The sequence below is a fragment of the Pelomonas sp. CA6 genome (genome assembly GCF_022549225.1).
Lineage (GTDB): Bacteria > Pseudomonadota > Gammaproteobacteria > Burkholderiales > Burkholderiaceae_C > Roseateles.
Genome location: NZ_JAKZFD010000009.1, coordinates 100372 through 123747 on the forward strand (window position 1 = coordinate 100372; position 23376 = coordinate 123747).

General features: G+C 70.5%; 19 protein-coding genes. 15 read left to right on the forward strand and 4 right to left on the reverse strand.

Features of this window, described 5'->3' with window-relative positions; all coding sequences use genetic code 11:
- Positions 1-8: 8 nt before the first annotated feature.
- Together LZ017_RS15615 and LZ017_RS15620 are read right to left on the reverse strand one after the other, a co-directional pair.
- Positions 9-1325 (reverse strand): aspartate aminotransferase family protein, encoded by a 1317-nt coding sequence (locus LZ017_RS15615; RefSeq protein ID WP_241397816.1) that lies wholly within the window; start codon positions 1323-1325, stop codon positions 9-11.
- A 44-nt stretch (positions 1326-1369) separates the two neighbouring features.
- Positions 1370-2332: an alpha/beta fold hydrolase gene (locus LZ017_RS15620; RefSeq protein WP_241397817.1), complete on the reverse strand. Its 963-nt coding sequence runs from the start codon at positions 2330-2332 to the stop codon at positions 1370-1372.
- A gap of 237 nt (positions 2333-2569) precedes the next feature.
- On the opposite strand from LZ017_RS15620, the gene LZ017_RS15625 reads away from it, so the two are divergent.
- The 15 genes from LZ017_RS15625 (at position 2570) to LZ017_RS15695 (ending at position 21393) form a co-directional block, all read left to right on the forward strand.
- Positions 2570-3676: a histidinol-phosphate transaminase gene (locus tag LZ017_RS15625; RefSeq protein WP_241397818.1), complete on the forward strand. Its 1107-nt coding sequence runs from the start codon at positions 2570-2572 to the stop codon at positions 3674-3676.
- 27 nt (positions 3677-3703) lie between these two features.
- Positions 3704-4183: a VOC family protein gene (locus LZ017_RS15630; RefSeq protein ID WP_241397819.1), complete on the forward strand. Its 480-nt coding sequence runs from the start codon at positions 3704-3706 to the stop codon at positions 4181-4183.
- 81 nt (positions 4184-4264) lie between these two features.
- Positions 4265-5572 carry an ATP-grasp domain-containing protein gene (locus LZ017_RS15635; protein WP_241397820.1) on the forward strand — a complete coding sequence of 436 codons (1308 nt, stop codon included), beginning with the start codon at positions 4265-4267 and terminating at the stop codon, positions 5570-5572.
- Positions 5569-6753 (forward strand): ATP-grasp domain-containing protein, encoded by a 1185-nt coding sequence (locus LZ017_RS15640; protein WP_241397821.1) that lies wholly within the window; start codon positions 5569-5571, stop codon positions 6751-6753. Before LZ017_RS15635 ends, LZ017_RS15640 begins: the two co-directional genes overlap by 4 nt.
- 37 nt (positions 6754-6790) lie before the next feature.
- Entirely contained in the window at positions 6791-8050 is a 1260-nt protein-coding gene (locus LZ017_RS15645; RefSeq protein WP_241397822.1) for an ATP-grasp domain-containing protein, read from the forward strand.
- 21 nt (positions 8051-8071) lie between these two features.
- A complete protein-coding gene (locus LZ017_RS15650) occupies positions 8072-9322 on the forward strand; it encodes an MFS transporter (protein ID WP_241397823.1) in 1251 nt (416 codons plus the stop codon).
- 19 nt (positions 9323-9341) lie between these two features.
- Entirely contained in the window at positions 9342-10604 is a 1263-nt protein-coding gene (locus tag LZ017_RS15655) for a hypothetical protein (RefSeq protein WP_241397824.1), read from the forward strand.
- 106 nt (positions 10605-10710) lie between these two features.
- The gene (locus LZ017_RS15660; RefSeq protein WP_241397825.1) at positions 10711-12114 is read left to right on the forward strand and encodes an AMP-binding protein; all 1404 of its coding nucleotides are present in this window, start codon (positions 10711-10713) and stop codon (positions 12112-12114) included.
- Entirely contained in the window at positions 12111-14639 is a 2529-nt protein-coding gene (locus tag LZ017_RS15665; RefSeq protein ID WP_241397826.1) for an HAD-IC family P-type ATPase, read from the forward strand. Before LZ017_RS15660 ends, LZ017_RS15665 begins: the two co-directional genes overlap by 4 nt.
- 33 nt (positions 14640-14672) lie before the next feature.
- Positions 14673-15158: a hypothetical protein gene (locus tag LZ017_RS15670; protein WP_241397827.1), complete on the forward strand. Its 486-nt coding sequence runs from the start codon at positions 14673-14675 to the stop codon at positions 15156-15158.
- Positions 15159-15256: 98 nt separating this feature from the next.
- Positions 15257-16411: an efflux RND transporter periplasmic adaptor subunit gene (locus LZ017_RS15675; RefSeq protein ID WP_241397828.1), complete on the forward strand. Its 1155-nt coding sequence runs from the start codon at positions 15257-15259 to the stop codon at positions 16409-16411.
- A gap of 1 nt (position 16412) precedes the next feature.
- The gene (locus LZ017_RS15680) at positions 16413-19511 is read left to right on the forward strand and encodes an efflux RND transporter permease subunit (RefSeq protein WP_241397829.1); all 3099 of its coding nucleotides are present in this window, start codon (positions 16413-16415) and stop codon (positions 19509-19511) included.
- A complete protein-coding gene (locus tag LZ017_RS15685; protein WP_241397830.1) occupies positions 19504-19806 on the forward strand; it encodes a DUF3240 family protein in 303 nt (100 codons plus the stop codon). Before LZ017_RS15680 ends, LZ017_RS15685 begins: the two co-directional genes overlap by 8 nt.
- Positions 19803-21047, forward strand: coding sequence for a TolC family protein (locus tag LZ017_RS15690; RefSeq protein WP_241397831.1), 1245 nt, complete (start codon positions 19803-19805; stop codon positions 21045-21047). Before LZ017_RS15685 ends, LZ017_RS15690 begins: the two co-directional genes overlap by 4 nt.
- The gene (locus LZ017_RS15695) at positions 21040-21393 is read left to right on the forward strand and encodes a hypothetical protein (protein WP_241397832.1); all 354 of its coding nucleotides are present in this window, start codon (positions 21040-21042) and stop codon (positions 21391-21393) included. Before LZ017_RS15690 ends, LZ017_RS15695 begins: the two co-directional genes overlap by 8 nt.
- A gap of 2 nt (positions 21394-21395) precedes the next feature.
- Here LZ017_RS15695 and LZ017_RS15700 read toward each other — a convergent pair whose 3' ends face one another.
- Both LZ017_RS15700 and LZ017_RS15705 read right to left on the reverse strand, forming a co-directional pair.
- Positions 21396-21698: a hypothetical protein gene (locus LZ017_RS15700; protein ID WP_241397833.1), complete on the reverse strand. Its 303-nt coding sequence runs from the start codon at positions 21696-21698 to the stop codon at positions 21396-21398.
- 74 nt (positions 21699-21772) lie between these two features.
- Positions 21773-23365 carry a diguanylate cyclase domain-containing protein gene (locus LZ017_RS15705; RefSeq protein WP_241397834.1) on the reverse strand — a complete coding sequence of 531 codons (1593 nt, stop codon included), beginning with the start codon at positions 23363-23365 and terminating at the stop codon, positions 21773-21775.
- Positions 23366-23376 lie beyond the last annotated feature (11 nt).

Here is a 23376-nt window from a genome sequence, read left to right on the forward strand (position 1 = left end):
GCGCGCGCTCAGGCGAGACGGCGCAGGATGGCGGCCAGGATGGCGGTGATCTGCTCGATCTGCGCGGGCTCGACGATCAGCGGCGGCGACAGCGCAAGCGTGTCGCCAGTGACGCGCAGCAGCAGGCCGGCGTCCCAGGCGGCGCAGAACACCTCGTAGCCGCGCCGGCCGGGTTCGCCCGGACGCGGCGCCAGCTCGATGGCGCCGACCAGGCCGAGGTTGCGGATGTCTTGCACATGGGGCAGCTCGCGCAGCCCATGCAGCGCCTGCTCCAGCACCGGCTCGAGCACGCGGCCGCGCGTCAGCAGCGCCCCTTCGGCATAGGCGTCCAAGGTGCCCAGCGCCGCCGCGCAGGCCAGCGGGTGGGCCGAATAGGTGTAGCCGTGCGCGAACTCGATGGCCGAGGTCGGCCCCTGCATGAAGGTGTCGTGGATGGCGCCGCGCACCAGCACCGCGCCCATGGGCACGGCGCCGTTGCTGATGCCCTTGGCCACGGTGATCAGGTCCGGCGTGACGCCGAAGCGCTGGGCGGCGAAGGGCTCGCCCAGACGGCCGAAGCCCGTGATGACCTCGTCGAAGATCAGCAGGATGCCGTGGCGGTCGCAGATTTCGCGCAGGCGTTGCAGATAGCCCAGCGGCGGCAGCAGCACGCCGGTGGACCCCGCCATGGGTTCGACGATCACCGCGGCGATGGTGGAGGCGTCGTGCAGCGCGACCAGGCGCTCCAGGTCGTCGGCCAGCTCGGCCCCATGGCGGGGCTGGCCGCGCGTGAAGGCGTTGCGCGCCGGGTCGTGCGTGTGGCGCAGATGGTCCACGCCGGGTAGCAGCGGTCCGAAGGGCTTGCGGTTGCCCACGATGCCGCCGACCGACACGCCGCCGAAGTTCACGCCGTGATAGCCGCGCTCGCGCCCGATCAGCCGGGTGCGCGACCCCTCGCCGCGCAGGCGGTGGTAGGCCAGCGCGATCTTCAGCGCGGTGTCCACCGACTCGGAGCCGGAGTTGGTGAAGAAGACCTGATCCAGCCCGGCCGGGGCGATGCCGACCAGGCGGCGCGCCAGCTCGAAAGCCTTGGGGTGAGCGACCTGGAAGGGCGGCGCGAAATCCAGCTCCGCGGCCTGCTGCTGGATCGCGCGCACCACGTGCGGGTTGGCATGCCCGGCGTTGACGCACCACAGCCCGGCAGCGGCGTCGAGGAGCTGGTGCCCCTCCGGCGTCCAGTAATGCATGCCTTGGGCGCGCGCCAGCAGGCGCGGCGCGGCCTTGAACTGTCGGTTGGCGGTGAAGGGCAGCCAGAAGGCGGCCAGCGATTCGGGAGGCTGTGACATGGCTGAGGCGAGAGAGGGGAAACGGGAGGAGGGGTGGGCAGGCTTCAAGGCAGCGTGGCCAGGAAGTCGGCCAGGTCTGCGGCCGAGCGCGCCGGGATCTCGCGCTGCGGCAGGTGGCCGGCGTCGGCATAGGTGATCAGCCGCGCGCCCGGGATGGCGGCGGCGAAGCGGCGGCCGTTGTCGACCGGGATCAGCGGGTCATGCTCGCCGTGCAGCACCAGCGTGGGCTGCGCGATGGCGGCGAGCTTCTCCTCGGTGGCCTGTGCATGACTGCCCGGCGGCGTGGCCATGAGGATGGCGCGGTGGCCGGGATAGAGCTGGTAGTCGGCCCAGCGCCGCACCAGCGCGTCGGTGATCAGGCCGGGGTCGTGGACCTGGGCCTTCAGCCCTTGGACGATCAGCGGTTTGTTGTCGATGCGCGTGAGCACCCAGCGCCCGATGGGGTGCTGCAGCGCTCGAAAGGCCAGCGAGGGGCTCTGGCCCTGGGTGTTGGCGGGCCAGCCCGCCGCCGCGACCAGCACCAGCGCGCGCAGGCGCTCGGGCGCGGCCAGCGCGACCTTCCAGGCCACGCCGCCCCCCATGGAGTTGCCGACGAGCACGAAGGGCGGCAGCCGCAGCGCCGCGGCGACGTCGACCACCAGCGCGGCGAGCGCGTCCGCGTCCAGCAGATAGCCCGGCGGCGCGGCGCTCAGGCCATGCCCCGGCAGGTCCAGGCTGAGGACGCGGTAGCGGTCGCTCAGCAGCTTCGCCCAGGCCTCCCAGGTGGCGTGCGAGTCGCCATAGCCATGCAACAGCAGGATCACCGGGCGTGAGGGATCGCCCTGGTCGCGGTAGTGCAGGCGCAGGCCGCCGTGCAGCGCCACGAAGCGCGAGTCGGTGCTCAGGTATTGGCGCTCCAGCTCGGCGGCCGGGCGGTCGGGCGCGCGCAGCCACAGCCAGGCCGCCACGAGGGCGACCAGCAAGAGCAGGACGAGGAGGGCGAGGGCGTGGACCAGGATCTTCAGCATGCGGCGTGGAGGCCAGGACGGCGGGTTGGCGTGGCCGGCGAGCTTAGAGGGCCGTTGGCGGCCGGCGAACCAAGACTTGCGTCTATCGACATGCGGTGGCCGACAAAGGCCGTCGTTTAGCAGGAAATGCCCGGGCCCAACACCTACCAGGGCATGCAGGTGGCATGCGCCGCCAGGCAGGCGCAGATTCGTGGCGTCCGCTCGGGGTCCGGGCGGTCCCTAAGCGAAAGCACGCACATGATCGACCTCTCGCACATCGTCAAGAAGGGCGTCTATGGCGCGGAGCGACGCAACTTTCGCGACAAGCTCGCGCAGCGCGAGCACTATCTGCGCCTGGACCTGAACGAGAACCTCGTCGGACTCAGCCGCGAGCAGCTGGAGAGCCTGCTGTCGACCATACGCCCGGAGACGCTGAGCGCGTATCCCGATCTGAGCCGGATCTACCGGCGCATGGCCGCCCATGTCGGCGTCGGCGAAGACCAGATCGTGCTGACCAATGGTTCCGACATGGGCATCAAGACGCTGTTCGATGTCTGCATCGGCAAGGGCGACCACATCGTCGTGCACCAGCCCTTCTTCCTGATGTACGCGCATTACGCCGAGTTCTTCGAGGCGACGCTGGACCGGGTGCCAGTGCGGGAGGAGGACTGGCGTCCCGACGCGCAGGCGATGCTGGCCCGGGTCAACAGCCGCACCAAGATGGTCGTGGTCGAAAGCCCCAACGGCAATCTGGGCACCTCGCTGACCCCGCAGGAAACCGAGCACATGGCGGCCGAACTCGCCCGGCGCAACGTGCTGCTGGTGATCGACGAGGCCTATCTTTCCTGCGAGCGCGACCACAGCGATCATCTGCCGCTGCTGGAGCGCCATGGCAACGTGGTGCTGGTGCGCACCCTGTCCAAGGCCAATGGCCTGGCCGGCGCGCGGCTGGGCGTCCTCGTCTCCACGCCGGCCATCGCGCGCGAGCTGTACAAGGTCCGCTCGCTGTACGAAATCAGCGCGCTGACGGCCATCGTGGCGGAGTGGCATCTGGACCACCCTGAGGTCCTGGAGGACTACCGCAACACGGTGCGCGCCGGCAAGCGCTATCTGGCGGAGCAATGCGCACGCCTGGGGATCGGCTTCAAGGACACCCAGGCCAACTTCGTGCTGCTGGAGCTCGACCCCGGCCAGGAAACGGAGCTGTGCGCGTCCCGGCTGAAGGAGCAGGGGATTCTGATCGGCATGCCCTTTGCGCTCGCCCAGCTCTTTGGCTGGGCGCGGATCACCGTCGGCGACCCCACGCACTGCGCGCGCCTGATCGGCGCCGTCGAGGCGCTGCAGCGTGATCGCACGCCGGCCTGATCTCCATTCCAACCCCGAGGAGCCGTGATGGCTGAAATGCGCAAGTCCAACGCCGTCGGCATCAACCACATCTCGCTCGAAGTCGGCAACGTCGCCGAGGCGATCGCCTTCTATGGCGGCTTTCTGAACCTCCATGTGGTGTACGAGGACGACGCGCCCCATCCCATCCCCGGCGAGGAACTCGCCTCCCTGGAGATGGGCGACCAGTTCATCGCGCTGACGCTGGGCGACACGCGGGCCGCGGACCGGGACCGCCACTTTGGCCTGGTGGTGGACGACAAGGAGCTGGTCCGCGCCAACCTCCAGCGCATGGGCGTCGAGATCCTGCCCGGGTCCACGCTGAGCTTCCTGGACCCTTGGGGCAACCGCATCGAGATCGTCACCTACGCCAGGATCCTGTTCGGGAAAAGCGAGCCCATCCTCGAAACGATGGGACTGGGCGGCTTGGCCAAGAGCGAGGAAACGCTGGAGCGCATGCGCCAACACGGGTTTCTGCGCGGCGGATGAGCACCCGCCGACGACCGCACCGATTCACCCGCCCGGCCGGCGCAGCGTCGCGGCCGCGGCATTCAACAGGCAGCAGCAGGCATGACTCAGCGGATCGCGTTCATTCATCCGTCCTTCCACATTCCCTACATCTACGAGTCGGCGTCGCGCAACGGCGTCGAGTTCGTGGTGGTGCTGCCTCCGGGCGAGGTGATCCACCATGAATACCCCTGTGTGATCGGGTACGAGACACTGCCGCTGTACACCGCCCCGGAGACCGCACTGCATCGCCTGGAGGCGCTCCATGCCAAGTGGCGCTTCGACGGCATCATGACCATCAAAGAGTCCTGCATGGTCTGGACCGCGGAGGCCGCGGCCCGGCTGGGCCTGCCGGGCATCGACCCCGGCGCCGCCAAGGCCGCGCGGGACAAGGGGACGATGCGCCGCCTGTTCCGGGAGCGGGGCCTGGTGACGCCGGAATTCCTTGTCCTCTCGGGAGCGGACGAGATCGAGCGCTGCCAGGCGCTGGCCTTTCCCTATGTGGTCAAGCCCGGCTCGGGCTACAACAGCGACGCGGTCCAGCGGGTGTCCAGCTGGGACGAACTCGTCGCCGCGGTCCGGGTGGTGGAAGAGGTCAACGCGGACACCTACCGCGAGGTGTCCTGGCACGAAGGGCAGAACTTCTCGAGCATCGTCGTGGAGGAGTTCGTCGAGGGGCCGGAATACGTCGTCGAGCTGTTCGCGCTGGACGGCGATGTCCGCGCCCTCAACTGCGGCTACAAGGGCCAGCCGCCCGGCCCCTGCTTCGAGGAGACGGTGTACCTGAGCCCGCCCGCACTGGCGCGCGAGAAGATCCGGGAGATCCAGGCCGTGGCGGTCGAAGGCATGCTGGCGCTGGGGTTGCGCAACGGGCCCGGGCATTGCGAGCTCCGGCTGGACCGGCAGGGGCGGCCGGTGATCCTGGAGATCGGCGCCCGCATCGGCGGCTCGGGATGCGCCCATTTCAATGTCGAAGCCTCCACCGACGTCGACTTTTCAAACCTGTGGTTCCGCTACCTGACCGGGGCCCCGCCCGGCGACTACTGGCCCCCACGCCCCACCGACACGGGCAAGGCGGCCAGCAGCTGGATCCTGCCGCTGGGCGGCAGCGGCGTGCTGCGCTCCATCGACGGGGTGGAGGCCGTGCGCGCGCACCCCGACTGTGAGCGCGTGCTGCTGTTGGCGACGATCGGCAAGACCTACCGGCCTTACCCCCATTTCGATGGCTTCCTGGCCATCGTCTTCGGCCGGCATCGCAGCACGCAGGCGGGGGAAGCCTTCTTCACCTTCCTCGAATCCGCCCTCAAGGTGAACTGGGGCGCCGCGCCACGGCCGCAAAGCCGGCCTCTCGCCCGGGAGCAAACCCCATGAAGACCATTCTGCTGCTGGGCGCGGGCACGGGCTCGCCCGATGCCGTGCTGAAGTTCAAGCGCCTGGGCCTGCGCATCGTGATGGCCGAGCTGCGCGAGGTCTTCGACCTCCGCAAGTGCGAGCCCGCGGACGAGCTCATCCTCACCGACTACAGCAAGCCCGAGTTCATCGAGCTGGCCCTGCGGCTGCGGGAGACCTGGCACTACGATGTGGCGGTGTCGATCACGGAGGTGGGGGTCGCGGTGGCGGCCCGGATCAACGAGCGCCTCGGGGTCCGCGGCGCCAATCCCCGCGCGATCGCCTGCCTGAAGGACAAGGCCGCGATGCGCGCGCTGCTCAACGAACACGGGTTCAGCCCCGTGGCGTTCCGCCGCATCGACGACGAGTCCGACATCGACGCGCTGGCCGACGGCGTCGACTATCCGCTCATCGTCAAGCCCTTCGACGGCGGCGGCAGCCTGGGCATCCACCTGGCGCGCGATGCCGACGAGCTGCGGCAGGCGGTGGCGGCATTGCAGGCACAGGGGCAGGTTCCGCTGGCGGAACAGTACATCGACGGCAAGGAATACAGCGTCGAGTCCTTCAGCTTCAACGGTCAGCACTTCATTGCCGCGATCACCGAAAAGATCGTCAACGACCAGTTCATCGAGATCGGCCATGTGGTGCCGGCGCGGCTGGACGCGGCCACCGCGGCCGAGGTGGCCGCCTTCGTGAAGCAGTTCCTGGAGATCGTCGGCGTGACCCAGGGCCCCGGGCACACGGAAATGAAGATCAGCTCCCGCGGCATGAAGATCATCGAATCGCACAACCGCGTCGGTGGCGACAACATTCCCAAGCTCGTGGAGCTGTCCCGCGGCGTGGACCTGATCTCGCTGACCGGCCAGTGGGCTTGCGGACTGGTGGAGCCGGGGCTGCCGGAGCCCCGCCCGCGCGATGCCGCGGCCATCCACTTCTTCGTGTTTGCGCCGGGCGAAATCCTGGACATCCAGGGGCTGGACGATTTGGCCCGCGATCCGGGCACGGTCGAGGTCCGCTGCGGCTACGCGAAGGGCGACGTGGTGCGGCCGCTGACCAGCAACTCCACGCGCGCCGGCTATGTCGTGGCCTGCGCCGGCAGCGCCGACGCCGCCATCGCCAAGGTCCAAGAGCTGGCGGCCCGGGTGCGGGCCCATGTCCGATGAGCGCCCCCGACCCTGACCGCTGCCTGGGGGACAACCCATGAACATCGTCATCGTGCAGAGCGTGCGCTACGCGCTGATCGGCTACGACCGCGCCATCGATCACGACCGGCACCGCGTCATCTACATCGGCAGCGCCCGCCAGCATGGCCAGATCCCGCCCGGGCTGGCCTGCGAGAAGATCGAGCGCGACGAGAGCCGCCCACTGTTCGACGAGGTCGGCGACATCCTCGAGCGGCTGGGGGCGCCTGTCGACCGGCTCATCGCCATCGTGGAGGAAGAGTTGCTGGACGCGGCGCGCCTGCGCGAGCGCTTCGGCATTCCCGGCCCCACGCTGGCGCAGGCCGAAAAGGTGCGCAACAAGGCGGTGATGAAGCGCTGCGTCGCGGAAGCGGGCCTTCGCGTGCCGCGCTTCGCGCGCCTGGGCGAATGGCTGTCGGGCCGGCACCTGCCCATCGAGCAGAACGCCGCGGTCATCCTCAAGCCCCTGGACGGCGCCTCGTCCATCGATGTCCGGCGCTTCGAATCCCAGGGCTTGCTGGCCCAGGCGATCGCCACGCGGTGCACGGGCATCGCGCGTCTGGACGGCGCCGAGCAGCAAGCGGGCGGCTTCGAGGTCGAGGAGTTCGTGTCGGGCTCCATCCTGCATGTCGACGGCATCGCCAGGCGTGGCCGCATCGAGGCCATGGTGCAGAGCCGCCATGTGGGCACCTGCCTGGCCTACGCGGGAGGCGAGCCCTTCGGCTGCTGCCAACAGGACCTGGCGCCGGGCATGGCGGCCTGGGTGGCGCGGGTTCTCGCGGCGGTCGAGATCCGTGACGGCGCCTTCCATCTCGAGGCGATCGACACCCGCCACGGGCCGGTGTTCCTGGAGATCGCCCACCGCGTCGGCGGCGGGCGGATCAACGAAGTGTTCGAACGCAAGACCGGCCTGCACCTGGGCGCGGCCGATGTCGGCATCGTCGTGGACCCCGACTACCCGCTGGCGCCGCATTGGGACCACGACGCCTACTACGCCTGGTTCATCGTGCCGGGCCATCACCTGTCCGGCCCCTACTGCCGGGTCACGGGCCACGAATGGCTGCGCGACTCCGGCGCGGTGGAGGCGCTGGACCTGCTCGCGCCGGATCAGCGTCTGTGCAAGGAGCTCAGCTACGCCGAGTCCGTGCTGCCGCTGGCGGGCCTGTTGCGCATGGACAGTCCGCAGCGCCTGGAGGCCACCTTGCGGCAGCTCTTCGCCGGGCTGCACCTGGAAGACCGGCGCGTTCCCGACGACGGCGCGATGGCGCTCGCGCCCTAGGCCCTAGAGGACCGCAGGCCCATGCCGACCGTCTTCCAGCCACTGGAATCACCGCAGTTCCGCAAGTACTTCGGTGCCGCCGTGCTCAGCGCGCTGGGCGATGGCATGCAGATGATCGCCATGTCCTGGTTCCTCTACCAGCGCACGGGTTCGGTGGCGTCGATCAGTCTCGTCCTCGTCGTCCAGACCCTGCCCGGGTTGCTGCTGTCGCCCCTCGCCGGCGCGCTGGTGGACCGCTCGCGCCCCCAATGGACCTGCGTCGCTGCCGACGTGGTGCAGGGGCTGGTGCTGTGCGCGCTGGTGCTGGCGATCTACGTCGATCAATGGGTGCTGCCCGCGATCTATCTCGCGTCGCTGCTGATGGCGGTGTGCCGCCTGTTCAGCCTGCCCGCGCTGGGGGCGCTGGTGCGCGACATCTCGACCCGCGAATCGCTGCTGTCGGCCAACATCCTCAGCAGCACCACCCTGCAGATCGGCATGCTGTGCGGCGCCAGCGCGGGCGGCTTTTTGGTGGCGCAGATCGGCGCGATGAACGTCATCCTCGCCAACGCCATGTCCTTCTTCGTCTCCGCCGTGTTCATCGCCTGGGTGCGGGTCCAGGCGCGCGAGCCGCGCGCGCCCGCGGCGACGGGCGTCCCGCTGACGCAGGAACTGCGCGAAGCCCTGGTCTATGCACGGCGCCACCCCTTCATCCTCTGGCTGACGCTGGTGGACATCTTCGACACGATGGCCATCAACATGTTCAACGCGCTGCTGCCGGCGTTCGTGAGCCGCGAGCTGGGGGGCGGCCCCCAAGACTTCGGGCTGATCGAAGGCGCCTGGGGCGGCGGCGCGCTGCTGGGCGGGATTCTGTTGTCCTATGTCGTCCGGCGCGTCGACCAGCACCGCATCTCGGTGGCCGGACCCGCCTGCCTGTCGGTGCTGATCCTGTTCTTTCTGGCCGCGCAGACCACGGCGCATGCCATGGCGGGCTATTTCGTGCTGGGCATCTTTGTCTGCGCGGTGGGCATCAACACCAACGCGCTGCTCGCGGCCGAGGTCAAGCCGGCGTACTTCGGCAAGATCAAGTCTTTCATCTACATGTGCACCTCCTACGCCGGGCTGGCGGTCTACGGCATCCTGAGCCTCGTCGGCGACCGGGTGTCTCCGCGCTGGATCTTCGCGTCGGTGAGCGCCCTGGTGATGACGGGGTTCCTGTGGAAGCTGTGGCGACTCTGGCGGGCCCGCCAGGCCCAGACCGGCACGGCCGAGGCCGCGGCGCCGACCGAATGAGCACCAGGGAGGATGCACCTTGAGCTTGCCGTCCAACGACTCCGCGGACCCGAGGCACGCGGCCGCCGCGGAGTTCGCCGCGCGGGTCGAGCGCTCAGGCGTTCTTCCGCCGGGTACCGAGATCATCATCGACGGACCGCGACTCCGCCGAGACACCGTCGCCGAGGCCGCACAGGCCGCCCATCGCCTGTTGTGCGCGCTGCGGGAACTCTTCGAAGCGGACTTTGGCGCGTCCCTGACCGCGTTCGGGCGCGCCACGGGGCATTCGACGCAGGACCTCGAGGTCTTCCAATGGGAGGGCGCCCTCTACACGCCGGATGTGCCGACCCGTGTCGACGCGGTGCTGACCGAGGCTGGCCTGAAGTTCGTCGAATTCAACATCGGCAGCTCGGTCGGAGGCTTCGAGGAGGCCTCGCTGCGCCACCTCACCGGTCTGCCGCAAAGCGACGTTCCGCTGCTGGCCTGGGGCCGGTACATGGCGGCGCGCATCGCGGCGGGCAGCACGGGGATGCTGGTTGACGATGCGATCGCGCTGGGCGAGATCCGCCCGGGTGTCGAGACCCAGGCGCGTCTCCTGAGTGCCTGCGCCGGCGTCCACGCCCTGGTCGGCAGCCAGCACGACTGCACCTGGGACGGGGGCACGCTGCGCGCCGCGGGGCGCCGGCTGGACTGGGTGTATCCGCTGTTCTTCCCCAGCGATGTACAAGCCGATCCACTGTCCTACGAGCCGCTGAAGGCGGCGATCCGCGCCGGCGCGGTCGCGTTGCCGGTGCCGCAGGCGGCCAAGGTCTTTGGCAGCAAACTGGCGCTGGCCCTGCTGCACGACAAGGCCCGCGCCGAGCCGGCGCAGTCGCCCTTGCGGCAGCTGGTCGAGCGCTGGGTGGCCTGGACCGTCCGGCTCGACGACGACGGACTGTCTCTGGCGCTGGAGCGCCAGCACGACTGGGTGCTGAAGCCGGCGCTGGGCCTGGGGGGCTCGGGCGTGGTGATCGGTCAGGAACACAGCCAGGCGTCCTGGCGCCAGGCCCTGAACGCCGCACTCGCGCATCCGGACCGGGTGCATGTGCTGCAGCGGTTCCACGCGCCGCAGCGCGCCCTAGTCCTGAGTGGCAGCACGACCCATGGCCTGCGAAGCCATATGGCGCGCTGCATCTGGGGGCTGCACCTGCTGGACGGCCGCTCGGCCGGCACGCCGTTTCTGCGTTGCGTGGCCGACGGCGGGTCGGGGGTGATCAACCAATGCCGCGGCGCGGCCGCGGGCGCCACGCCGCTGCTTCCCTGAGTCGGGCGCGGGGCAGGGCGGTTCCGCGCCCGCTTGACGCGGCGCAAAGGTCGGCCGAGCATCGCTGCCTAGAGTCGAATCGCGCCCACCGTCCGGCCACCATCCCATGTTGCCGTCCCTGCTCGACCCTGTGCTGTGGAGCCTCACCGCGGGCGAGGTGGCAGGTGTTGCGTTCGGCGACGCTGGCGCGTTGCAGCGGCTGCAGGACCGGCGCCTGAAGTCGCTGGTGAGCGGTGCGCAGCGCGACTCGCCCTGGTTCCGGCGCCTGCTCAAGGGCATGGATCCCGCACGGGCCACGCTGCGGGACCTGCCCGTCACGCGCAAGCACGAGCTGATGCGGCACTTCGATGACTGGGTGACCGACGCGCGCGTGACACGCCAGGGCCTGCAGCAGTTCGTGGCCGACAGCCGCCGCATTGCCCAGCCCTATCTGGGGCGCTACATGGTCTGGCAGAGCTCCGGCAGCACCGGCGAGCCGGGGCTGTTCGTGCAGGACAGCCATGCGATGGCCGTGTACGACGCGCTGGAGGCCTTGCGCCGCCCGTGGACGCTGCGGCGCTGGCTGGACCCCTGCTATCTGGGGGAGCGCCTGGTCTTCGTCGGCGCCGCCGGCGGCCACTTCGCCAGCATCGTCGCGACGCGGCGACTGCAGCGGCTCAATCCCGCGCTGGCGCTGAACCTGAAGGACGTCTCCTTCCTGCGCCCGCTGGCCGAACTGGTGCGCGAGCTGAACGCGCTGGCGCCGACGCTGCTCAGCACCTACCCGAGCGCCGCGCTGCTGCTGGCCGAGGAATGCGCGGCGGGCCGGCTCGCCCTGCCGCTGAAGGAGGTATGGACCGGCGGCGAAACCCTGACGCCGGCCATGCGCGACTTTGTGCAGGGGGTGTTCGGCTGTCCGGTGATCGACAGCTATGGGGCCTCGGAGTTCCTGCCGCTGGCCTTTCAATGCGCGCGGGGACGGCTGCACCTGAACGCCGACTGGGTGATCCTGGAGTCCGTCGATGCCCGCGGGCATGCGGTCGCCGCCGGCGAACTCGGCGCGACGACGCTGCTGACCAACCTGGCCAACCGCGTGCAGCCGCTGATCCGCTACGAGCTGGGCGACCGCGTCGCGCTGGGCGGCCAGGACTGCGGTTGCGGCTCGCCGCTGCCCACCCTCGAGGTGCAGGGCCGCCAGGACGACATGCTGAGCCTGGGTCGCGGCCCCCAGCCCCTGAGGCTGCTGCCGCTGGCGCTGTGTACCGTGCTCGAAGACGACGCGGGACTGTTCAATTTCCAGCTCCGGCAGACCGGTCCGAATTCGCTGCAGCTGTCCACCACCGCCGAGGACGCCGCGGCGCGGGCACAGCTGACGCGGGCCGGCGCCGTGCTGGGCGACTATCTGCGCGGGCAGGGCGCCCGCGGTGTTCACATCGACTGCCGCGCGGGCCAGGCCCCGCAACGCGGCCGCAGTGGCAAGGCGCCGCGCGTGATCGGGCTGGGGTCGGCCCCGCCCGGAGAGCGGCGATGACGCCAGCACCCCGGGGCCTGAGCACTGAGGAGGCGGCGCGACGCCTGGCCCATCAGGGCCCCAACGAGATCGGCGAACCGGACCACCATGGCTTCGCGCAGACGCTCAAAGGCGTGCTGAGCGAACCGATGTTCCTGCTGCTGATCGCCGGCGCGGCGCTGTACCTGCTGGTGGGCGATCTGGCCGAAGGCCTGCTGCTGGGGGCTTTCGCGCTGGCGACGGTGGGGCTGGTGGTGGTCCAGCAACGGCGCGGGGAGCGCGCGCTGGATGCCTTGCGCGAGCTCGCCGCGCCGCAGGTACGGGTGTGGCGCGATGGCCGCCCGCAGCGCATCGCCGCGCGCGAGCTCGTCGTGGGCGACTGGATCCTGCTCGCCGAGGGCGAGCGCGTCGGCGCCGACGCGCGCATCCGCGAAGCCAGCGCGCTGGCGCTCGACGAGTCGCTGCTGACCGGAGAATCGGCCGCCGTGCACAAGCAGGCCACCACCGACGCCGGCGAGCACGCCGGTGCCGACGCGAATGCCGGTGCTGACTCAAGCGGCTGGGTCTACGCGGGCACGCTGGTGGTCGCCGGGCATGGGCTGGCCGAGGTGGAAGTCACCGGGCGCGGCACCCAGGTCGGGCGCATCGGCGCCTCGCTCAACCGCATCGAGCTGGCGCCGACGCCCTTGCAGCGGCAGCTGCGGCGCGTGGTGCGGCTCTTCAGCCTGGCGGCCTTGGCCGCCTGCGCGGCGCTCGCGGTCTGGTACGGCCTGCAGCGCCACGACTGGCTGCAGGGCGCGCTGGCGGCGATCGCGCTGGCCATGGCGATGCTGCCCGAAGAGTTCCCCATGGTTTTCAGCGTCTTCATCGCACTGGGCGCCTGGCGGCTGACCCGGCAACAGGTGCTGGCGCGGCGGCCTGCGACGGTCGAAGCCCTGGGCGCGGCCAGCGTGCTGTGCGTGGACAAGACCGGCACCCTGACCGAGAACCGCATGCGCCTGACGCGTCTGGTGACCGATCGGGACGACGTGGAGGACGACGGACGGCGCGAACTGCCCGAAGCGGTGCGTCGGCTGCTTGAGCACGCGCTGCTGGCCTCCAGGCGCGACGGTTTCGATGCCATGGACCGGGCCCTGTTCGAGCGCGGCGAGGCGGCGCTGGCCGGCAGCGGGCTCCTGCATCCCGACTGGCGGCTGCTGCGCAGCCAGGCACCGACCCCCGGGCTGATGGCCGTGACGCAGACCTGGGCGGATGACGCCGGCGGGGTGCGCGTGGCCTCCAAGGGCGCGCCGGAGGCCATCTTCGAACGCTGCCATCTGGACGCGGCCACGCTGGACCGCCAGCGCGAGCGCGTGCGGCAGCTGGCCAGCCAGGGGCTGCGCGTGCTGGCGGTGGCCTGGGGCTCGTGCGCCGGCCCCGATCCGGCCGAGCAAGGGCATGACGTCGACTTCAAGCTGCTGGGGCTGCTGGCCTTCGAGGACCCGCTGCGGCCCTCGGCCGCGGCGGCCGTACACGAGGCCCGCCAGGCGGGCATCGCCGTCATCATGATCACCGGCGATCACGCGCTCACGGCGCAGGCCATCGCGACGCAGGCCGGGCTGGACACGCGGGCGGGCGTGCTCGACGGCCCCACGCTGGATGCCTTGGACGACGAGCGGCTCGCCGAGGCGCTGCGGACGGTGCGCGTGTTCGCCCGCATCCGGCCCGAGCAGAAGCTCAGGCTGGTCGAGGCGTTGAGGCGCCAGGGCGCCGTGGTGGCGATGACCGGCGACGGCGTCAACGATGCGCCGGCGCTGAAGGCTGCCCATATCGGCATCGCCATGGGCCGGCGCGGCACCGATGTCGCGCGCGAAGCGGCCAGCCTGGTGCTGATGGACGAGGACCTGGGCCGCCTGGTCGACGCGATCCGCCTGGGCCGGCGCATGGCCGACAACCTGCGGCGCGTGTCCGCCTACATCGCCGCCATCCACGTGCCCATCGCCGGGCTGGCGCTGCTGCCCCTCGCCATCGGGCTGCCGCCGCTGCTGCTGCCGGTGCATGTGGTGCTGATCGAGATGATCATCGACCCGATGTGCTCGCTGGCCTTCGAGAACCTGCCCGACGACCCGCAGGTCATGCGGCGGCCGCCGCGGCCCGCGCACGAGGCCCTGATCGGCTGGCCCAGCTTGTGGCGCGGCCTGCAACAAGGTCTGTTTCTGCTCGTGGCGGTGCTGGCCATCTATGGTCTGGCACTGCAGGCGGGGCGCAGCATTGACACGGCGCGCACGCTGGCGGTGCTGTCGCTGACGGCAGGCAACCTGGCGCTGGCGGCGCTGAACGCCGGCGCGCTGCGGCTGCGCCACCGCGGCCTGCGCCCGTTCTGGTGGGTCGCCGCGGCCACCTCGGCCTTGCTGGCGCTGGCGCTGGCCTGGCCGGCGGCGCGAGCGCTGCTGCGCTGGGAGTTGCCAGCGGGGTGGGACGTGGCGTTGGCGCTGGCCGGCACGGCACTGGCCATCGGACTGGCGGCGCTGCGGACAGGACGACAGGGCAGGGGGCTGCCGCGCTGACGCCACAGGCCTGCTGTTAGGATGCCCCTCGCCATGCGTCCCAGACCCGTCATCCCCCACCGCGCCCAACGCACCGCGCTTCACCGCGCGGGGGCGGGAGCGTGGTGCCTGGGCCTGATGCGCTGGATGCTGGTGCTGCTGCTCGTCGTCGATCAAGTCGGCGCGCCTTTGCACCGGCACCACCACGACTCCGGCATCGATGCGCTGAACTTCGGCGCCGCGGCGCTGCAGGCCGGACCGGGCGGCCTCAGCGTCGTGGAGACCACGGGCCATGACGAGGCCTATGGCCATCCCATGCTGGCCGTGCGCCCGGCCGGCGAGACCAAGACCTCGCTCGCGCAGCCGGACGACGACGCCCGGGACTTGGGCCCGGCGGCCTTCGCTCTTCTGGCGGCGCTGAGCCTGGCGCTGCAGCCCGACGCGGGCGAGGCACGGCCGTTCGACCGCTTCCGCCCACCCGCTGTTTCCGTCCATCGCAGCCTGCCACCGGCCGGCCGCGCCCCACCGCTCCACGCTTGAAAGTCATCGCCGCCAGGGACTGAGTCCAGCCTCCGGCCGCTCGCTTTCGACCGCCGCTTCCGCCTTGGCCGAGGCGCGGTGCCTCCGTGGAGTCTTTCATGTTCGACGCTTTCTTCCGGCGTCCGCTCGCGCATCGTCGCGGCGGCGTGGTCGCGGCTTGTGCCGCCATTTTTCTCCTCTCCGGCCCACCCGCCGCCCAAGCCGGCGAACGGCCCGCGGCCTTCGCGGTAACGGCCGCGCAGATGCGGGCCCTGGGTATCCAGCTGCGGGCCCTGGACGCTGCCACCGACGTTGCCGGTCCGAGCTATCCGGCGCGCGTGGTCGTGCCGCCAGGGCAGCAGCAGATCGTCAGCGCGCCGCTGGCGGGCGTCGTCGACCGGCTGCTGGTGGGCGAGAACGAACGCGTTCGCGCCGGCCAGCCGCTGCTGCGCCTGCTCAGCCCGGAGCTGGGCGAATTGCAGCTGCGCCTGATGGAGGCTGGCACGCGCCAGGCGCTGGCGGCGAAGACGCTGCAGCGCGAACGGCAACTGCTGGCCGAGGGCATCGTCGCGGAGCGGCGCGTCCAGGAGGCCGAGGCCACGGCGGCTGAAGCGTCGGCCCGGGTGAAGCAGGCCAGCGCCGCGCTGCGCCTGGCCGGCCTGGACGAGGCGCAGATACGCCGCCTGGCCGATGGCGGCAGTCCGGTGGAAGGCGCTGTGCTGCTGCGCTCCCGGGTCGCGGGCGTCGTCAGCGAACTCAAGGTCAAGCCCGGCCAGCGCCTGCAGCCGGCCGATCCCGCCGCCGTGGTCGCGGATTCGGCGACGCTGTGGCTGGACGTGCAACTGCCGGTGGCACGCCGCACCGAGGTCGCGACTGCCAAGGGGGCCGCCGTCGCCGTGCTGGGGCGCGAGGGCGTGGAGGCGGTCGTCGCCAGCCTGGGCTCAGCCGTCGACGAGGGGCAGCACCTCGTGCTGCGCGCCGAGGTCCGCAAGGGCGCGCAGGCCTTGCGTGCCGGGGAATTCGTGCAGGTGCGCCTGCCCTTCGCCGACACCCAGGGCTGGGCGGTGCCGTTGCAGGCGGTGGCGCGCGATGGCGACCGGGCCTATGTGTTCGTCCGCACCACCGAGGGCTTCGTGGCCCGGCCGGTCAGCGTCATCGCTGGCGGCGGCCCGCTGCTGCGGGTGCGCGGCGACCTGCAGGCGGGCCAGCAGATCGCCATCTCCTCGGTGATCGCGCTGAAGGCGGCCTGGCAGGGCAAGGGCGGAGGCAATTGAGATGCTGACACGCCTGATTCAATTCGCGCTGGCGCAGCGCCTGTTCCTGCTGCTGGCCGGCGCGCTGCTGGCCGGCGCCGGCTGGTTCGCCTTCAGGAGCCTGCCCATCGATGCCTTTCCGGACGTCTCCAGCACCCAGGTCAAGGTGATCATGAAGGCGCCGGGCATGACGCCCGAGGAGGTCGAGGCCCGCATCGCCGTGCCCATCGAGGTGGAGATGCTGGGCATTCCCAACCAGCGCGTGCTGCGCTCGGTGTCCAAGTACGGCATCGTCGATGTGACCGTGGATTTCCAGGACGGCACCGACATTTACTGGGCGCGCCAGCAGGTGTCCGAACGCCTCGCCAACATCGCCGCCGAGCTCCCGGCGGGTATCAGCGGCGGCATGGCGCCGATCACGACGCCGCTGGGCGAGATGTTCATGTTCACCGTCGAGGCACCGCAGCTGACGCTGGACGAACGCCGCAGCCTGCTGGACTGGGTGATCCGCCCGGCCTTGCGCGCGGTGCCAGGTGTTGCCGACGTCAATGCGCTGGGCGGCAAGGTGCACAGCTTCGAGGTCGTGCCCGACCCGGTGAAGCTGGCCGCGCTGGGCCTGTCGACCGCGCAGGTGCGCGCCGCCATCGAGGCCAACAACCGCAATGACGGCGCCGGCCGGCTCGCCGAGGGCGACGAGGTGCTGCTTGTGCGCGCCGAGGGGCGCATCCGCACGCCCGACGACCTGCGCGGCATCGTGCTGCGCAATGCCCAAGGCGCCTCAGCGCGGCTGGGCGACATCGCCCAGGTCCGCGATGGCAGCGTCACGCGCTACGGCGTCGTGACGCAGGACGGCAAGGCGGAAGCGGTCGAAGGCCTGGTGCTGGGCCTGGCCGGCGCGAACGCGCAGAAGGTCGTCGACGGCGTGACCCGCAAGATCGCCGAGATCCAGCCGACGCTGCCCCGGGGTGTCGAGCTGAAGGTGTTCTACAACCGCGCGGACCTGGTCCGCAAGGCCGTCGCGACGGTATCCAGCGCGCTGATGGAAGCGACCGTGCTGGTGCTCATCCTGCTCGGCGCTTTCCTGGGCAATCTGCGCGCGGCGGTGGTCGTCGCGCTGGTGCTGCCGCTGTCGGCGCTGTCGACCTTTCTGCTCATGCGCCAGGCCGGCATGTCGGCCAATCTGATGAGCCTGGGCGGGCTGGCGATCGCGCTGGGCATGCTGGTCGACGCGGCCGTGGTGGTGGTCGAGAACATCGTGCAGCACATGGGGCAGGACGGGCCTTCGTCCAAACTGCCCAGGCTGCATGTCATCTTCCGCGCGGTGCGCGAGGTCGCCACGCCGGTGGCCGCCGGCATCCTGATCATCGCCGTGGTGTTCCTGCCGCTGCTCACGCTGCAGGGACTGGAAGGCAAGTTCTTCGTGCCGGTGGCGATGACCATCGTGTTCGCGCTCGCCAGCTCGCTGCTGCTGTCGCTGACCGTGATCCCGGTGCTGTCGTCCTTCCTGCTGAAGCGGGTCTCGCATGCGGAACCCTGGCTGCCGCGCCAGCTGCAGCGCGCCTACGAGCCGGTGCTGGCCTTTGCGTTGCGGCGGCAGAAGGCGGTCGGCATCGTGGCCGGCGTGCTGCTGCTGGCGGCCGCCGGCGTGTACACCCAGGTGGGCAAGACCTTCATGCCGACCATGGACGAGGGCGACCTCATCGTGGGCATCGAGAAGCTGCCATCCATCGGCCTGGAGCAGACCGCGGCGCTGGACCTGAAGATCCAGCAGGCGCTGTTGAGCCAGGTCCCGGAGATCACCGGCATCGTGGCACGCGCCGGCGCCGACGAAATCGGCCTGGACCCCATGGGGTTGAACCAGAGCGACACCTTTCTGGTGTTGAAGCCGCGCGCCGAATGGCAGGCACCGAGCAAGGACGCGCTGATCGACAAGATCCGCCAGGTGCTGGACCAGCTGCCCGGCATCAGCTACAGCTTCACCCAGCCCATCGACATGCGCGTGTCCGAGATGATCCTCGGCGTGCGCGGCGACCTGGCCATCAAGGTCTTCGGGCCCGATCTCGCCACGCTGAATCAGTTGGCCGGCGAGATCGAGACCGTGATGAAGCAGGTGCCGGGCAGCCAGGACGTCTACACCGTGCAAAACGACGGCGTGCAATACCTGCGCGTGAGCGTGGACCGCCTGGCGGCGGGGCGCCACGGTCTGTCGGTGGAGGAGGTGCAGGACGCACTGCGCGTTCAGATCGAAGGCCAGCGCGCCGGCCTGGTCATCGACGGCAACCGCCGCATCCCCATCGTCCTGCGCGGCCCGGATGCGGTGAAGCTGTCGCCGGCCGAGTTCGCCGCGCTGCAGCTCACCGGCGGCGACGGCCAGACGGTGCCTTTGCAGGAGCTGGCACGGCTGGAGCGCGAGAGCGGCCCGGTCAAGATCGACCGCGAGATGGGCAGCCGCTACAGCGTCGTCATTGCCAACGTCAGCGGACGCGATCTGGTGGGCTTCGTCGAGGAAGCCAAATCCCGGGTGGCGGCCGCGGTGAAACTGCCCACCGGCTACCGGATCAGCTGGGGTGGGCAGTTCGAGAACCAGCAGCGCGCGGCCGAGCGGCTGACGCTGATGATTCCGCTCGCGCTGGGCATCATTTTCCTGATTCTGTTCTCGACCTTCGGCTCGCTGCGCCAGGCCTTGCTGGTGCTGTCCAACGTGCCGTTCGCGCTGGTCGGCGGCATCGTGGCGCTGTGGGCGGCCGGCGAATACCTGTCCGTTCCGGCCTCGGTCGGCTTCATCGCGCTGCTGGGCATCGCGGTGCTCAATGGCGTGGTGCTGGTGAGCTACTTCAACCAGCTCCATGCCGAGGGTCATGCGCTGCTGGACTGCGTCACCCAGGGCGCGAGACGGCGGCTGCGGCCCGTGCTGATGACCGCGCTGATCACGGCCTTCGGCCTGATCCCGCTGCTGTTCGCCAGCGGACCCGGCTCGGAGATCCAGCGTCCGCTGGCGATCGTCGTCATCGGCGGCCTGATCACCGCGACGGCGCTGACGCTGCTGCTGCTGCCCATCCTCTATCTGCGTTTCGCGCATGCCGCGCCCGGCCGCGCCACGGAGGTTTCCGCCCATGGCTAAGTTGTGCCTCACCCTGCTGTGCCCGCCGTCCGTCGAGGAGGCGCTGATCGACCTGCTGCTCGCCCAGGCGGGCGACGAGACCTTCGTCACCAGCGCCGCGTTCAGCCACGGCCTGGCGCATGCGCGGCTGGCCCCGAGCGAACAGGTGCTGGGCCGCAGCGCATCGGTGGCCATCCAGATCCTGGTCGAGCCGGCCGCAGCCGACGCGCTGCTGATGCAACTGAGAACCCGGTTCAAGGGGACCGGGCTGCGCTACTGGGCCCATGCCCTCGCGCTCGAAGGAGAGATCGAATGAAGCCGCTACTTCTGTTGTCGCTGCTGCTGGCCGGCGCGGCCGGCATGGCCCAGCCGGTGATTCGTCCCGCGCCGCCCGACCTTCCGGACGATGCCGTGAGCCGCCAGCTGATCGGCGAGGAGCCGGCCGTCGTGCAGACGCGCCATGCGCTGGAGGCCGCGCGCCAGCGCGCGCAGGGGCTGTCGGCGGGCGCGCATGAATGGACCGCGCGCGGCAGCCTGCAGCAGCGGCGCGAGCGCTCGTCCGGCGTCGACGCCCGCGAGTGGACGGTCGGGCTGGAGCGCGCCATCCGCGTCGCCGGCAAGGCCGGCATCGACCGCGAGCTCGGTGAAGCGCAGCTGCGCCTGGCGCGGGCCCGCCACGATGAAGCGCGCCACGAGGCCGCGCGCGAGCTGCTGACCCTGTGGCTGGACTGGACCGCGGCGCAGCGCGTGCTGCGGCTCTGGCAGGAGCAGCAGCAGGCGGCGCAGGACAACCTGGAAGCCGTCGACAAGCGGCGCAGGGCAGGGGACGCCTCCCGGCTCGAACTCAACAGCGCACGCGTCGATCTGGCCGAGGTTCAGCGGCAGCAGAGCGCGGCGCGTGCGGACGAGGCCCGGGCGCGCGCGCGTCTGCGCGGCCGGTTTCCAGACCTGTCGCTGCAGCCGGTGCCGGACACGGTGCCCGAAGCGCTGGGCGGCGAGCTGGCAATGTGGCGTGAACGCATCCTCGACGAAAGCGACGCGCTGCGCATCGCGCGCGAAGAGGCGCGCGTCGCCGCGCTGCAGGCGGCGAGGGCGCGCGCCGACCGCGTTGCCGATCCGACGCTGGGCGTGTACGCGAGTTCGGAGCGCTCCGGCGCCGAGCGCGTCGTCGGCCTATCGTTCAGCATGCCGATCGGCGGCGGCTACCGCCGCGCGCAGGAGCTCGAGTCACAGCAACTGGCGCAAGCCGCGCGGGCCGGGGTTGAACGCCGACAGCGCGAGCTGGACGCGGAGATCGCCGCCGGCGCTGCCGAGGCGAGCGGCAGCCTCGAGCGCTGGCACATCGCGGCGCAGGCTCTTGAGGCCAGCCGCGAGAACCTGCGGCTGACGCAGCGCGCCTATGCGCTGGGCGAAGCCGACCTGCAGACGCTGCTGCTGGCGCGCCGCCAGGGCATCGACGCGGCGCTGGGCGCCGAGCAGGCGCGCATCGACGCGCAACGGGTGCGCTATCGCTTCTTCGTCGACGCCCATCTGATCTGGGGGCTGCACGATGAATGACCGCCGCGAGGGCGACCGGGTGCGGCGCCTCGTCGCCGTGGCCGCGCTGGCGTGCTCGGCCTGCGCCAGCGGCACTTTGTATGACGACGAACACCGCCACGCAGACGGCTGGCGCCAGGGCATCGTGCAGCAGGTCGGGTCGCTGACCACGCTTCGGCTCGACGCGGCTCAGGACTGCCGCGCCGGCGCGCTGGCCGGTCAGCGCTTCGCGCTCGTCTGGGTGCGCAGCAACCACGCGATGCGGGCGCTGGTCCTGCCGCTGGCCGAAGGGGCGGAGCCGCGGCCGCGCGACTGGGTCCTGGTGCGGCCGGGGCACTGCGTGCCGCCGGTGTCGGCCGGGGGCTGAATTCAGCCGATCAGCTGGACAACCTGATCCTGGACGCTGCCCTTGAGCACATAGGCCTTCATCTTTTCGAGCAAGCCGATGTAGATCTTGTCGGCCGCCGCCTTGAAGGCGAACTGCGGCACGGCGTCCAGGCTGTCGATGTCGTTGTACCAGTAGACCCGCGTCGCGCCGAAGAGCTCGGTCCCCACGCTAATCTGGAAGCCATAGGTCTTGTTGACGTAGGCGGCCAGCTCGAGTGCCGTCTGCAGCGCGGGGGCGATGCCGGCGCCATGTTCGATCGTGACGGTGCGGGTATAGCGGAACATAGCGACCTCTATTGGTTTACATAATACACATTGTCGACAAATCACATGGACGGATGGCGGCCCGTCTTGCCAGATCAGCGATACCCGTCGGCGAAGCTGTGCACATAGCGCCGCAGCGCATTCAGGCTGGGAATCTCGATGTTGCGGCGGCTCGGCGAGTTGAAGCGAATCAGCTGCTCCCGCTCCAGATTGGTCATCGCGCGGCTGACCGATTCCAAGCGCAGCCCGACGTGGCCACCGATCTCGGCGCGCGAGGTCGGCAGCAGGATCTGGTCGTTGCGCATGCCGCAGTGTTCAAGCTTGTCCGCCCAGCGGCACAGAAATGCCGCCACCCGTCCGGCGGCCGGCAAGGCATGGATGGTGGACATGGCTTCGCGTTCACGCGCGTTCTGGCGTGCAAAGGCTGCGTGCATGGCCCGCAACAAGGCCGGGTGGCGTGCCCCGGCGCGCAGCAGCGCCTCGTAGCACACGGTCAGCAGTTCGCCCACGTCGGCGGCGACGGCGCTGCAGCTGTGGCGGCCATCGGCCATGCCGTCAAAGCCCAGCCAGTCACCCTTGAACAGCATGGCCACCAGGTCCTCGTGGCCCTCGGCGCTGAGGCTGAACTGCTTGCACAAGCCCACGCGCAGCAGGTGAACCTCGCGGAACTTTTCGCCGGCGCGGTAGATCACGTCGCCGGGGCGGAGCTTGCGCCGGACGGCCCGCAGCTCGCGCTCCAACAGGGCTTCCACGCTGTCCTGTTCTCGGTCTTGCGGCGTCGCGGCGGCCGCCTGCGTCTGGGGCTGCGCCCTCCTCCACCTTGAACGCGGCCCGTCGGACAGCTTGGCGCGGTACATCGCCTCGTCGGCACGGTGCAGCAGCGTCAGCACCGCCTCGCCGTCTTCCGGGGAACAGGCCACGCCCGCGCTGATCGACAGCGGCAAAGGGCCGCCTTGGGCCCAGCTGAACGGCGCGGAACAAGACTGCAGCACCGCCTCCATCACCCGTTCGACGTCATTCGCATCGTGCAGCAGCAGCGCAAACTCGTCGCCGCCCAGGCGCGCCGCGGTGTCGGACTGACGTAGGCAACCCGGCAGGCGCTGGGCGATTGCCCGCAAGGCCGCGTCGCCCGCGCGGTGTCCGTGCTCGTCATTGATCGCCTTGAACCCGTTCAGGTCGATCAGGGCCACGGCCACACGCTCGGCACTGCGCTGGGCATGGGACAGGGCTTGCTGAAGCCGGTCGAGGAAGAGTGAGCGGTTGGGCAGGCCGGTCAGCCAGTCGTGGGTGGCCTCATGGCGCAGTTTTTCCTGGGCCGCGACGCGCTGGCTGACATCGCGGCCGCAGGACATGAAATGACTGATGCCCCCTTGCTCGTCGAACAGCGGACGTATGGTCTTTTCCTCGTGGAACAGGCTGCCGTCCCGACGCCGGTTCAGCAGCACGCCGCGAAACTCGCGACCGGCGTGCAACGTGGCCCACATCAGGCGGTAGAACTCGTCTGGCTGCCGCCCCGACTTCAGGATGGCGGGCGTGCGCCCCAGGGCCTGTTGCCGGTCGTAGCCCGTCAAGGCCTCGAACGCCGGGTTCACATACTGGATGGTGCCCACCGGGTCGGTGATGATGCCCGCGTCGCCGCTGCTTTCCAGCAACCAGGACGCGCGTTCCAGGGCCAGGTCTGCTGCCATGTCTGAGCCTC